Source organism: Blautia glucerasea (genome assembly GCF_013304385.1).
Taxonomy (GTDB): Bacteria; Bacillota; Clostridia; order Lachnospirales; family Lachnospiraceae; genus Blautia_A; species Blautia_A ammoniilytica.
On record NZ_JAAITU010000045.1, the window covers coordinates 1 to 14,410 of the forward strand.

Below are 14,410 nucleotides of genomic sequence, written 5' to 3' on the forward strand. Positions count from 1 at the left end.
ACACGCGAGGATAGCTTGTAGATACTTGGCTCAGTAGAGCCATTGAGCAAGAAGCCCCCACTTCAAAATCTGAGATTTAAGTGGTGGGAGCATGTCACTAACAGAACTATCAATCCACTTTCCAAAGCCCAATATAACAAAGTTCATCACAACATCTGTCCGAACTGATAGCAGAGAAACACACATGCTATTTCTGCAAAAAAATCAAGATTCCTCTCCGATATTCTGCTGTGAGACATATGTCATATAGCGCATGTACTTCTACTGCGATTGTAACAATCAGTGCTGGCAATTCCAAACTCGTTCTGTTAAAATAATCATACAGAAGGAGGAAAAGTCTACATCCTTACAAATGACAAAAAACAAAAGAACGAGTGAATACATTTTCAGAACACCAATGAGGACTATACTGGACGAATAATAGAGGTGCCTCATGACAAATACGAAACATGAAGATGCCGTTATGAAAATGGGCTTCAATTATTTTCGTGATACAATTCTGAAAGCACTGGGGATTAATTTTCAATATGAGGAAATAGGTCCTACAGAATTGATTGAACTGACAATTCACTCTTTATACATGGATTTCACCTTTTTAACTAAAGATGGATTTTATGTACATATTGAATTTCAAACAACAGATAAAAAAGAGGTTGATCTCCGCAGATTCCATGCATATGATGCAGTTTATTCCAACCAGACCGGTAAGAAAGTTATTACATATGTCATTTATTCCGGTGGGATTACTAACGTAAAATCCGAATTGGACTGCGGATTATACACTTATCGGATACAGCCAATTTATCTAAAAGATAAAAATGCAGATGACATATTCCAAAAACTAATACAAAAACAGAGCAATAACGAAAAATTCACCGAAAATGATTACGTTGCTCTTTCTCTTTCTCCATTGATGTCTGGGAATATGAGCCGTAAAGAAATGTTCAAAACAGCAATAAATCTAACGAAACCGAGTAATGAACTTATAGCAGAAAAAACAAGAGCTATACTATATGCTCTGGCAGATAAGTTTTTGGATAAGTCAGATTTAGATGAGATCAGGGAGGTAATGCGAATGACCAGACTGGGACAGATGCTAATGGACGATGGCATGGAAATTAAAGAACTGGAAAACATCAAAAAGTTAATGAAAAACACGAACTGGACTATCGAACAAACAATGGATATGCTTGAAATTCCGGAAGAAAAAAGAGATAAGTACCGTAAAACAATAGTGCAGAACAATTAACAACATTCGACCGCCCCATTGACATTTTATACAGTTCAATGGGGCGATCTGATGTTTACATATGTGTTTTCGTATCTTTATCCTTTTAGGCGCTCACTCTTTATGCGTCCGATCTGGAATAGGAATTCCGCATCTGGCTGCTCAGCTCAAACAATACTTTATCCAAGGTATCTGCTGTCTCCCGCTTTAACATATCTGCGATCTGCTGATTTCCCTCTTTCTTAAGTTCCATCTGTCTCTTCGTATCGGTTTCTTTTGCAAGCAGACGGTCATATTTGCAGATCAATTCATGACCTTTGGCCATTACTTTTTCCTGATAACGCTCAATATGGAATACTGATTTTTTGTAGGAAGCATCTGCCATAGCTGCGATCAGACGGCTGGACCAGTAGAAATTATCTGTAGAAACCTGACCTGTGGTATTGGAAAGGTATTCCGGTGTTTCCTCAATATCTGCGTAAAATGGCACAAGTACATTAAATGCATTGGAAGCAAAAGCCACCCATTCCAATGTATTATGGGATTTCTCCATGCCCGGGCGCATCTGGATCACAGACAGAAAATCGTTCCGATTAATGCCAATAGAACGGTACGCTCCCTTCATAGAAGGATCTCCATAAGCACCGTATGGGTCATATGGTGTTCCCTGAAAATGAGAGGAAAGTACATACTTCACATCCTCTACTGTCACCTTTTTCTCAGGAACCAGACACCAGGGAATGTCATCCGATGCAGGTGTATAGTCCGCATCTGCTCCATCCCATTTATATGTATGGGGATTCAGATAACGCTCCATGATCCAGGCTCTTGGTGTATTGTATACATGGTCAGCGTCATCATGGCTGCCAAAAGCATCTCTTGGGTTCAGCACTCCGTCCCAGGACAGATCAAGATGGTTCTCATTTATAAATTCCCTCATATCAGAAGAACACATATATTCCTTCTCAGTGGAAAGAGCGTCCTCAAGATCAAACTGATCCAGGCCCAGCTGATTCGGCATAACTACATACACATCATCCGGCACACGGCGCGCGATCCAGTGATGACCACCAATAGTCTCCAGCCACCAGATCTCGTCCTGATCCTGGAATGCGATTCCGTTCATCTCATAGGTGCCATACTTCTCCAAAAGGCTTCCCAGACGTTTCACCCCTTCTCTGGCGCTGCGAATATAGGGAAGTACAATATAAACCAGGTCTTCTTCTCCCAGCCCTCCCGGGATTTCAGGTGTATCCTCACCTGCCGGCTGATAGGTCACCAACGGGTCAGCGCCAAGAACGCGAGGATTGGAGGTGATCGTTTCTGTAGCTGTCATACCTACGCCAGCTTCATTCACGCCGCTTGCAGCCCAGATCCCCACTCCTTTTACTGCGTTTGGCATAGCTGTGTATCTCATGGGATCAGATGGCAACTCTACTTCCACATGAGAAAGCTCTGATCTGTATTTCACAGGCTGATCCTCTGGATGGATCACCACAAATTTCTTTGGTGTAAAATGTCCGGAGCCTGAATCGTCATTCCTGGCGATCATAGTGGATCCGTCATAAGATGCTTTTTTCCCAACTAATATAGTCGTACAACCCATTATAATTTCTCCTTTTCCTTAAAATTGAAAGTGTATCCACATTTTTACACAAAGATAAAGAGAATATCCACATTCTTCTACAAATTTCTGAATATCTGCCTGCATGAGGCATTCTCCTTATCCTGCCAGGTGCAGTACCTGGATCAGTAAAATCCAGCCAAGTCCATAATAAGTAACAACAGCCACAAGGTCGTTCACCGTAGTGATAAGCGGTCCTGAAGCAACTGCAGGGTCAATATTGATCTTCTTAAAGAACAGCGGAATGCATGTACCTACTGCACTGGAGATCAACATTGCCAACAGCAATGCCACGCCGATACATCCGGAAACTGCATAGGAAAACAGCAGGGTTTTCCCTTTAAAGAGGTAAATATAAAGCCCGATCACAGCAAAGGACAATATACCAAGAAGACCGCCGTTACATAAACCGATCTTCATCTCTTTAAATACCAGCTCCACCTTCTGCTTGCCAGTCAGGGACTCATCCATCAGTACGCGGATGGTAACAGCCAGTGACTGGGTACCAACATTACCGGCCATGTCCAGGATCAGTGACTGAAAGGCCATAATAATAGGCAGCTGGGTAACTACATGCTCAAATACTCCAACCACAGAAGATACTACCATGCCCAGGCCCAGAAGAACGATCAGCCAGGGCATACGTTTCTTCATACTTTCCTTAAGCGGCTCCTTCAGGTCCTCCTCTGCAGTCAAGCCGGCGAACATGGCGTAATCTTCACCCATCTCATCATCTACCAGATCAATGATATTGGCAGATGTGATCACACCCAGAAGCCGGTTGTCATTATCCAGTACAGGAACGGAATCCTCGGAATAATCCTTCAGTTTTTCGATACAATCATCAATATCCTCTTCAGCATACACATATGGATAAGAAGTGACCACCAGATCCTCAAGTGCCCGATCCTGCCTGGCAATGATCAGATCCTTCAGGTCAATGGCTCCGTAAAACTTCTGCTGCTCTGTTACCACAAACAATGTAGAAATATTGTCATTCTTGGCCGCCTGCTCTACCAGGCTGCTCATTGCCTGTTTCACAGTCAGATTCTCACGGATAATGATACAGTTGGTGGTCATCTTGCTTCCGATCTCATCATCATCAAAAGAAGCGATCACTTCAATATCATGACGTACTTCATCATCCATCAAATCCAGAAGAAGACGTTTTTTCGCCTTATCGATCTTGTGCAGCACTTCCACAAGGGCATCTGTCTCCATCCTTGAAAGGATCGCAGCCCCTTTCTTCACGTCTATTTCTTTCAGGTATTCTGCTGCATTATCTGAATCTGTATACTCAAAAATATCTGACAGCATATCCATGTCCAGGATGCGATACAGCTTACATCTTTCCTGTACGGTCAACTCCGGCATAACCTCTGCCAGGTCGTTCGCATGATAATCTTCCAGCCTGCTGCACATAACAGCAGGGGATGTATTGCTTCTGATAATTTTCAGGATCTCTCCGGTATAATCCTGCGTTCTTTTTTCCATCCTCTTTCCTCCATTTCCGGCAAAGGGGTAGGGCATCCCCTTCCTTAGCCATTTTCTGCTGTAAATGGACACCAAAATAAAGCAGATCTGTCTTCCGCTTCTAAAATGTGATGTTTAAGAATACCACTGGCATTCTTGCTGCGAAATGTGTGTCATCTCACATCGGATATAATTTATCTTCAGGGATTCATAGGATAAGAAAAAAAGAATTGATAGAATTAAAACAGAACAGAAGAACAGTGCTGCTTCAAGGGTATCAAATTTTCCCATCCTATGCTACTACTTCGCCCATGAGAATCACAACTGTCCACTCTGTTCACCTGCCTTTTTTCTGAAATAAGAATGTCTGACATTATATGTAAAAAATCCACATCATTAATATCATTCCATTACACAAGACATTCTATACGCTTTTTTCAAAAAAATCAATGACAAAAACCTGTTTTTATATAGATTTTCTTGTTTTATTACATTATACTTTTACTATTGAAACTAATTACACAATAGATACAATTTTTCGGAGGTTTTTATGATAAATAGTACAGATTTTAAGCCTGTGATCCGCAAATGTACCCAAGAAGATCTGGATAAGATCATGAAGCTGCAGGAGCATATCTGCCAGACTATGGAAGATACCCGTCTTTTTGTTTCCACCAGCCGGGAAGAAAACAGGGATTATCTTATCTATCCCAATACCATCCTGGGAGTATTTGACGGAGAAAAGCTGATCGCCTATGGTTCCCTTGTTTTTTCAAATGATTCACCGGAGAATATTGGCTGGGATCTTGACTGGTCCAGAGAAAAAATATTTCACTGTCTTACACTGGACACCATCGTGGTAGATCCTGATTACAGGGGCCACGGTCTGCAACGGACCCTGATCCGCAGCTGCGTTGCCTATGCACTGGAATTAATGCCGGATGCCACTGTTCTGACTACTGTATCTCCGTTTAATAAATACAGCCTTCACAATGTACAGGCAGAGGGCTTCCAGATCCTGAAGCGCAAGGAAAAATATGGCGGTTATGACCGCTACATTCTTGGATATACCAAGGCTCCGGATAAAGAATTCCCTGCCTTTGAGCCAGGTCCGGATGCAGTGATCCTGCCCATGGAAAATATTTTACAGAATCCGGAGCTTCCCACAGGCTGTGAGTCTGTAGCGCTGACCATGGTTCTGAATTACTATGGACAGAAGCTTTCCAAAACCACCATTGCAGATGAGTATCTGATCCGCGATCCGGAGAATTTTGTAACTACCTATAAAGGAGATCCTTACCAGATTTCCGGTGATGGTATTTATGCACCAGGACTTACCCAAACAGCTGCCAGGTATCTGCAGGCAAATCACTGTCCTCAAACAGCAACAGACCTGACCGGCACTGAATTTACAAAGCTTTATCAGTACCTGGACAAGTCTGCACCTGTGATCGTATATAATTCTGTTTACCTGAAAACACCGATAGATGTAGCTTCCTATACCCTCTCCGGAAAAACCTGGCATTTTTACCATAATGAACACTGCGTGGTTCTTTGCGGATATGATCCTGCAGGGCACATGGTCCTGATCAATGATTCCCTGTCCGGCCTTGTGTGGCGCAGTGAAGAAGCGTTCGCCAGGATCTACGACCAGCTTGGCAAAATGGCTGTGCTGATCCGTTAGGGAAAGTCAGCTGCTTTACGCCTGTAACGCTTTTCAAGAATGCCTCGGCATTCTTGCTGCGAGGTGCGCGTCATGCAATTGCATGACATACTTCTCCTGCGCACCTCTGCAATCCTGCCGGAGGCTATATCAGCTGGGGGATTGACTCCCAGCTGATATAACCATTTCCTTGGTGTTTTCTACTTCATAGGAAGCAAAGCCTTTTTCCTCTGACTCGATCTCACCGGTCTGATTGTCATATGGGTCAATGGACATAAACTCTTTTTTAACAGCAAAATCCTGCTGAAAAGCATTATTTGCCACCATCCGGTAGGTCTCCAGATTTCCGAAATAGAATCTGCGCCGCTGTTCATCCCCAGAGGCGTAAGCGGAACCTCCAAAGGATGGGTCTGCATAAAGCCATCCATAAGGCTCTACGTAGAACATTGCCCAGTCATGTGGCCCTACATATGCCGGATTTGCATAAAGACCGGACTGCCACTTGGCAGGTATGCCGCAGATCCTGCAAAGCGTAATAAATAAAAGTGCCTGTACGCCGCAGTCGCCCCTAAGGTTTCTTGCACAATACTGGGGAATATCCGTGATCAGTGAATACTCTTTCATGTAAGAATATTGTACCTTTGTGGTAATGTAATCATAGATCCTTCTTGCAATTTCCAGAGGATCTTTTTCTTCCCCTGCGATCTCCCGGGCAAGGGAAGTAAGATAAGGGCTGAACCGGATATGAGGATATTGTTCCTTCAGATATTCCTCCATTCCTTCTGGCACACTGCTTTTCTTTACCTCATCAGACCACAGATCCACATATTTTGCAGTTACTGTATATTTATACTCCACAAAGAATGTACGGTTTTCCTGAAGCTGATCCTGGAAACAGATAGATCTGTACAGGGAATCCGGCTTATCAATGCTTACATTTCCCTGTGTATGATCCAGGATCTGAACATCTGAAATCTGATATGCTTCTGCCGGAATCGGAAGATGCACCTTTACCTTCATTCCAGGCTTAAACTGTTCATCCTTTAAACGGATCGTAGCACGGATGCGGAAGCTTTCCTTTGCCTCCCCCTGTTCTCGGATCTGCTGGACCTTCTGAAGCAGCAGCTTTTTATCCTCCGAAATCTTTTCATAAATCCCTGCACGTTCCCGGATATCATCATCTTTGTCCATAATATTCCGCATAAGATTGTGGATATAATGCTTTTCTCCATTGATATAGATCCATTCTGCCAGGTTTTTCGATTCCATTTTCCGGATATCTTCTTCAGAAAAATCTGGAAGCTTTTCCTTAAAAAGGCGGATCACATCTGCCTTTGTATACGGAAATTGCTTTGGCAGTTCTTCCAGAATAAATTTTTCATAGCGAAGCCTTGTTTTTAATTCTTCCCCAATTGGCTGCTCCAGCCAGTGATCTGCTGCTTCCTTTGCTTTTTCCAGATCTCCGAAATCCTTATATTTCAAAACATCCTCCGGCAGCTCCAGTGCCAGAGATTTCAATTCTTCTCCTGAAAACCTTCTCATATAAATACACTCCCACATCCTGTTATTTTCTGTGCCAGGTCTTCCCTGTAATCTTCATCCTCTTCCCGCAGACTGTTGATGGTTACATAAGGTGTTTTCACATAGCCTGTGGAATGGATGTACTTTCCATTGCCAAGGTAAAGGGCCACATGTCCCGGAAAAAAGATCAGATCTCCTGTTTTCAGATCCTCCTGTTTCACCGGAGACACTGGAAATTCTTCACGAATTGACGCATCCCTGTAGATCAGAAGCCCACTGTTCAGGTAACTCATAAAAGTAAGTCCGGAACAGTCGATTCCCTGAGAAGATTTCCCGCCCCAGCGATACTGGGTGCCCATGTATTCCAGTGCGCTTTCCTTTATCCTCTCACGGAAGGTCTCTTCTTCTACTGCAAGTCTTTGTCTCATTGCGTGAAAATAGCCTTTTCCTTCTGTATTTTTCTCTGACAGATAGCCATCATCCTCTTTTCTTTCACGAAGATTCACGGTATGGATGAAACCTTCCCGTCCTGCCCCACTTCGTACCTTACTCCAGCCTGGAACAACTTCTTTTTCCAGAAGCTCTACGATACAGCTTTTCAATAAAAGCTCCAGCGGAAGTCCCTGCACCTTTGGTGCATCCAGAAGATCTGCTTCTGAGATCCCCAGCCTGAAAAACCGATCTTTATCCTGCCGTTTTTCCAACTCTTCTTCTGTGATGGGTTTTATTTCTTCTTCTTTTACATAACCGGAATATCCATAATGGGTTTCTATCTTCAGATACTGCTTTCCAGGAAGCTTTTCTAATACCTTCACAGCCCATCCGGAGAAAATCTCATCTTCGATTCCGCTTAAGTTTTCTCCATTTTCATTTTCAGCCTCTGCCCTAAGATAAGCATGCTCTGCAGTCACAATTGCAAGATACTCTTTCATGTTTCAGATCCTTTCTATTTCAGATCTTTTCTGTTTTAGATATTTTTTTAGATTTTTTCTGTTTCAGATCCTTTCAAACTTTACCGGAACTTTGGTGATCCCGATCCCATAATCTTCACTTAATAAGATCTTTGGTCCCTGATATACCGGGCCTCCTTCATAAGGATCCACTTTACATAATGACGGGCCATCCAGGTCTGCCATAGTTACACAGGAACGTGCAGCAGCCAGATGTACTCCTGCGCTGACGGAAACCTTGCTTTCCAGCATGCATCCGATCATACATTTAATGCCGAATCGATCGGCTGCGTCACAGATCTTCACTGCCTCATGGATACCGCCTGTTTTCATCAGCTTGATGTTTACCAGGTCTGCCCCATGCTCTTCCATCACACGCACACCGTCCTCATAGGAAAATACGCTTTCATCTGCAAGGATCGGGGTCTGTACATGGGCAGTTACATACTGCATCCCTTTAAAATCATGATAGGATACCGGCTGCTCCACCAATTCGATCCCCAGACCTGCGTCCTCCATAGCTGTAATGGTAGAAACTGCTTCTTCCCTGGTCCAGCCCTGGTTGGCATCCACGCGGATCACCACGTCTTTCCCCACTGCCTTGCGGATCTCACGGATACGCTCCACATCCTTCTCACCGCCTTTTCCTACTTTGACCTTCAGGATACGGAAGCCTTCCCCAACTGCTTTTACGCTGTCCCTTACCATTTCATCTGTATCATTTACGCTGATGGTAATATCTGTTTCCAGTTCTGTTTTTACCGCAGAAGGGTCTTTTTCCCCAAGAAGCCTGAAAAGCGGCTTTTTCTGGAGCTTTGCATAAAGATCATAAAGCGCAATGTCCACAGCTGCCTTTGCAGTAGTATTTTTGGCAAGACACTTTTCCATTTTTGCCATAATAGACGGAAGGTCGTCCAGATCCATCCCTGTAATGGAAGGGGCAATATAATAACGGATGGCTGCCTCTATGGACTCTTTCGTGTCTCCGGTGATCACGGCTGTAGGCGGTGCTTCCCCGTAGCCTTCTGTCCCATCCTCTGCTGTTACCTTTACGATCAGATCATTCACACTGTTTACTGTACGGAGGGCTGTCTTAAATGGGGTAACAAGTGGAATTTCAATGTACCCGATTGCAATTTCTTTCAGTTTCATAATCTTATTTACTCCTTAAAAAAGGCTGCCGCCTCTGGTTTTCCCGAAATCATGCCGGATTCCCTAAGACGACAGCCCTTATTTTCTGTCAGCAGTATACCAGCCGCCTTTGGCTTTTTACCTGCATCATTTTATTAAAGTGCTTTGAGGTAAGTAAATACAAAGTTACCACAGCTGTATACAAGGCCTTCATAATTTGTGTCATCAAACAGATAAGTACTCATAGAATGAAGGATTACGCTTACAGGCAGATCTCTTGCCAGGATCTCATCACATTCCTTGTAGCCTTCCCACTGCTCTTCCTCTGTGGCAGCACTGGTAGCCTTTAAGAAAGCTGCGTCATACTCATCTCCCTGATAGAAGGAGTTAGAATTTGCAGTTGCATACATGGAGTCATACATATTTGACAGATCCTTGTAATCCATAAACCATCCATAATAAGCCAGGTCGTAGTCACCAGAGTTTCTTGCTGCGGAAAAGTTCTCAACCTTCTCTACTGTAATGGAATCAATACCCAGAACCTCTTTCCAGTCATTAACGATTGCTTCTGCGATCTCTTTACGGCTGTCGTTGTTTACAATGTAGGTAAGAGCCGGGAAGCCTTTCCCATCCTCATATCCTGCCTCTGCAAGAAGCTGTTTTGCTGTCTCACAGTTCTCATCATATGCTTCCACATCTTCCCATGGATCACAGTAATCTACGAAATCTGTGCCGTCAGCGTTCTCATAACCTCTGCAGGCAAGTGTTACACCAACCTCATCATTCAGACCACGGATATTCATGATCCTCTCTCTGTCGATGGTCAGAGACAAAGCTTTACGAACATTTACATCCTTCAGAACTTCATTTCCTTTGTCGCCAAGGTTAAACATTACACAGTAGTTGTTATTTCCTTCTGTGTAAACCAGTCCGTTGCCTTCCATACGAGGCTTCTCCTCATCCGGACACATATCGGAATATACATAATCACCACTCTCAAAGGAAGCAAGCGCAGAGCTTTCCTCTGTGATCAGTTCCCAGTTGATGGTGCCAACCTGGATCTGGTCTGCATCATAATAGTCATCACGAAGCTTCATAACAACTTCTGACTCATGTGCCCAGCTTTCCATTTCATAAGGTCCGTTATAAACTGCTTTATCCGGATCTGTTGCATAAGCATCTCCGTACTCTTCTACATAATCCTGTCTTGCCGGATAAGTAGACGGGAATGCAAGAACAGAAGGAAGATATGAGCACGCATGTTTCAGATGAAGTACCAGAGTTTTGTCATCGGTTGCTTCATAGCTGTCCACAATATCAGAAATCATGGTACAGTAGTCGCCGCCCTGTGCTGCCAGATTGTCAAATCCAAAAACAAAATCATTTGCTGTTACAGCCTGTCCGTCAGACCAGGTGATGTCATCTCTCAATGTAAAGGTCCATGTGAGATTATCATCGCTCTGCTCTACAGAAGCTGCCTGTCCAAGAGCAATCTCTCCGTTGGCATCCAGCTTGTAAAGACCTTCGTAAAGATGTCTTAATGCTGAGAGTCCATTCAGGAATCCACTGGTAGCTGTATTCAGCTGCATGGAATCTTCTCCACCGCCGGTAACGGAAATCTCGATCTTATCCCCATCTGCCCATACGTTCATGGGGACAGTGGTTGCTGCAAGACCTGCAATCGTAAGCGCTGAAACTAATTTTGTGAGCTTTTTCATAATTATTCCTCCTTTTGATAGGTTTTTCATATCAGCGTCAGGCTAAAGGCCTTTCCCTGACATCTTTATATATACTCCGCAAGCGGAAACATATATCAATTTTTTTTCAAAATGATCTGATATTAGGACTCCTAAGACAGAAGCTCTGATGTTATATTATTTCTTCATCTTCGGATCCAATGCATCCCTTAATCCGTCACCGAACAGGTTAAAGGAAAGGATGATCAAACTGATCAGAAGCGCAGGGAAAATAACACGGTATGGATATGTGGTGATACCATTTAATGCTTCAGAAGTAAGGGAACCAAGGCTGGCCATCGGTGCGGAAACACCAATTCCCAGGTAGCTTAAGAATGCCTCAGTAAAAATCGCCGATGGGATCTGAAGCATAACAGTAGCGATCAGCTGGCCAATACAGTTGGGAAGAAGATGCTCTTTGATCATGGTTGCTTTTCCGCATCCAAGAGCTTCCGCTGCTGTAACAAAGTCCAGTGTCTTCAGCTGAAGGATCTGGCCACGGACGATCCTGGCCATACCAACCCAGTACAAACATCCATATACAATGAATATGGCGATCAGACCGGAACCGATCTTCTGCAATCCGTGAAACATAGGTACCGTATCGATCAATGACTGCAATGGCTCACTGATCACCATTTTGATAACAACGATCAGCAGGATCTCAGGTACAGAATAAATGATATCTACGATACGCATCATCACGATATCCACCTTACCGCCAACCAGTCCGGAAATCGCTCCGTAAATACTTCCCACGATCATAACGATCACGGCTGATACAAGACCCACCACCATAGAAATCCTGGTACCGATCATACAACGTACCAGAATGTCACGGCCAAGACGATCTGTACCAAAGGGATGCTTCAGGCAGGGCCAAAGTGCTTCATCGCCTCTTACCTGCTGGTCATAGGAATATGGGGAAAGAAGGGGGCCTATAAATGCAAAGATAAACATGATCACGATCACAACAAGGGCTGCAATGGCGATCTTGTTGGACTTCAGACGGATCCAGCTGGCCTTCCAGTATCCGATCTCCTCCGTATCAAGAGATTCCTCTTTAAAATAGTTTTCATCCAGGGGAGCAAAGTCTTCCGGTGAAATTTTGTTTTGTATGCTTAAAATGTTCTTCATGACGTCTTCCTTTAATTAATCCAACTTTATTCTTGGGTCTACGATCTTGTACAGGATATCACAGATCAGGTTCATAAATACGATCAGTGCTGAGTAGAAGATGGTCACACCCATGATCATGGTGTAATCCCTGCTGCTGATGGAACTGACAAAATATCTTCCAAGCCCGGGAACACTGAATACGCTCTCTGCAACAAAACCACCGGTAAGAATGGATGCCGTAAGAGGTCCCAGGTATGTGATAACAGGAATCAGGGAATTCTTCAATGCGTGGACAAATACAACCACAAATTCAGACATTCCCTTCGCCCTCTCTGTACGAAGGTAATCCTGGTTCATAACCTCCAGGATACTGGCCCTTGTCAGACGGGTCAGATACGAAGTAGGATAAATGGCAAGTGTGACCATAGGCATGATCCATCCGCCTGGCTTATTGTAGCTCACCGGAAGCACCTTAAAGCTTACTGCCAGAAAAATCATCAGCGCAGAAGCAATTACATACCCCGGCATGGAAATACCAATGGACGAGAATACACGGATCACCGCATCCGGCCATTTATCTTTACAAAGGCCTGCGATACATCCAAGAATGATCCCGCATACAATTGCAAGGATCAACGCCCTTACACCAAGTCCCATGGATACTGCAAAGGACTGGAAAATAATATCCTTTACTGCACGGCCTTTCTGAAGAACGTAGCTGGTACCCATATCTCCCTTAAGAAGATTGGTCAGGTACTTTCCATACTGTACATACACCGGCTGATCCAGTCCGTATTTTGCAATCAGGATCGCCCTGTTCTCTTCAGAAGCCTTTTCAGACATAAACGGGTCTCCAGGCATCAGATTCATTAAAAAATAAGTAATGGTAATAATCGCGAAGATACTGACGAATGCCAGCAGCACTCGCTTAACAATATATCTTGAAGTCTGCATTTTGATTCTCCTTGTTATGCATTATGGCATGCTGCAAAATGTCCGGGTGCCACTTCCCGAAGGGGAGGCATACTCTCACGGCAGGCCTGATACGCTTTGGGGCATCTGGTCCTGAACGGACAGCCTGACGGAGGATTCAAGGGGCTTGGCACCTCTCCTTCCAGTCGTATCCTTTTCCTTGTTGCGGATAAATCCGGATCTGCGATAGGAATTGCAGACAACAGCATCTCTGTATACGGGTGGAGCGGATTACGGTAAAGTTCTGCACTGTCAGCCAATTCTACAAGATGACCAAGATACATAACTCCGATCCTGGTGCTGATATGTTTCACAACAGCCAGGTCATGTGCAATAAAAAGATATGTAAGGTTTTTGGTTTCCTGAAGTTCTTCCAGCATATTGATGATCTGCGCCTGGATAGACACATCCAAAGCAGATACCGGCTCGTCACAGATAATAAATCCCGGGTTTACTGCAAGTGCTCTCGCAATCCCGATACGCTGTCTCTGGCCACCGGAAAACTCATGTGGAAAACGGTTATAAAACTCTGCATTCAGTCCTACCAGCTTCATCAGCTCCAGCACACGCTCACGGCGTTCATTCTTGCTGCTGCAAAGTTTCTGCAGATCCATTGCCTCACCAATAATATCGGATACCGTCTTCCTCGGATCCAAAGATGCATACGGATCCTGAAATACGATCTGCATCTTTTTGCGGTATTCCTTCATATCTTTACCGATAATGGATTCATTTTCATAGATGATATCTCCGGAGGTAGGCTCTTCCAGACGGAGCACTGTCCTTCCAAGAGTGGTCTTGCCACATCCGCTTTCCCCTACGATCCCAAGGGTCTCACCCTTGCGTACAAAAAAGCTTACATCATCTACAGCCTTTAAATCTGTCTTTTTTACAAATCCGGTACGCACCGGATAATATTTCTTAAGATTTTTTACCTGAAGGAGGATCTCTCCTTTTTGAATTTCATTGTTTCCCATACTCTTGTCCATCCTA

At 44.0% G+C, this 14,410-nt stretch carries 11 protein-coding genes; 2 read left to right on the top strand and 9 right to left on the bottom strand.

Translation table 11 applies throughout. The features are described from left to right. Positions 1-433 precede the first annotated feature (433 nt). Complete coding sequence (locus tag G5B11_RS15010) at positions 434-1,249, top strand: hypothetical protein (RefSeq protein ID WP_173728914.1); 816 nt, start codon at positions 434-436, stop codon at positions 1,247-1,249. A 100-nt stretch (positions 1,250-1,349) separates the two neighbouring features. On the opposite strand, the gene G5B11_RS15015 is transcribed toward G5B11_RS15010, so the two are convergent. Next, the gene (locus G5B11_RS15015) at positions 1,350-2,834 is read right to left on the bottom strand and encodes a C69 family dipeptidase (protein ID WP_158420818.1); all 1,485 of its coding nucleotides are present in this window, start codon (positions 2,832-2,834) and stop codon (positions 1,350-1,352) included. Between the two features lie 117 nt (positions 2,835-2,951). Beyond that, positions 2,952-4,346 (bottom strand): magnesium transporter, encoded by a 1,395-nt coding sequence (gene mgtE, locus G5B11_RS15020; protein WP_173728915.1) that lies wholly within the window; start codon positions 4,344-4,346, stop codon positions 2,952-2,954. Between the two features lie 529 nt (positions 4,347-4,875). Between mgtE and G5B11_RS15025 the strand changes: the two genes are divergently transcribed. Continuing rightward, positions 4,876-6,009 (top strand): GNAT family N-acetyltransferase, encoded by a 1,134-nt coding sequence (locus G5B11_RS15025; RefSeq protein WP_173728916.1) that lies wholly within the window; start codon positions 4,876-4,878, stop codon positions 6,007-6,009. A 129-nt stretch (positions 6,010-6,138) separates the two neighbouring features. Here the strand turns inward: G5B11_RS15025 and G5B11_RS15030 are convergent, their stop codons facing one another. From G5B11_RS15030 to G5B11_RS15060, 7 genes are all read right to left on the bottom strand, one after another. Next, complete coding sequence (locus tag G5B11_RS15030; protein ID WP_173728917.1) at positions 6,139-7,530, bottom strand: transglutaminase-like domain-containing protein; 1,392 nt, start codon at positions 7,528-7,530, stop codon at positions 6,139-6,141. Next, positions 7,527-8,441, bottom strand: a complete 915-nt coding sequence (locus tag G5B11_RS15035) for a C40 family peptidase (RefSeq protein WP_173728918.1) — start codon at positions 8,439-8,441, stop codon at positions 7,527-7,529. Before G5B11_RS15035 ends, G5B11_RS15030 begins: the two co-directional genes overlap by 4 nt. Positions 8,442-8,504: 63 nt before the next feature. Beyond that, positions 8,505-9,611, bottom strand: coding sequence for a dipeptide epimerase (locus G5B11_RS15040; protein WP_173728919.1), 1,107 nt, complete (start codon positions 9,609-9,611; stop codon positions 8,505-8,507). A 134-nt stretch (positions 9,612-9,745) separates the two neighbouring features. Beyond that, entirely contained in the window at positions 9,746-11,308 is a 1,563-nt protein-coding gene (locus G5B11_RS15045; protein ID WP_173728920.1) for a peptide ABC transporter substrate-binding protein, read from the bottom strand. A 156-nt stretch (positions 11,309-11,464) separates the two neighbouring features. Continuing rightward, a complete protein-coding gene (locus G5B11_RS15050; protein WP_173728921.1) occupies positions 11,465-12,463 on the bottom strand; it encodes an ABC transporter permease in 999 nt (332 codons plus the stop codon). A 15-nt stretch (positions 12,464-12,478) separates the two neighbouring features. Then, entirely contained in the window at positions 12,479-13,399 is a 921-nt protein-coding gene (locus G5B11_RS15055) for an ABC transporter permease (RefSeq protein WP_173728922.1), read from the bottom strand. A gap of 14 nt (positions 13,400-13,413) precedes the next feature. Further along, positions 13,414-14,394 (bottom strand): ABC transporter ATP-binding protein, encoded by a 981-nt coding sequence (locus G5B11_RS15060; RefSeq protein WP_158420827.1) that lies wholly within the window; start codon positions 14,392-14,394, stop codon positions 13,414-13,416. Positions 14,395-14,410 lie beyond the last annotated feature (16 nt).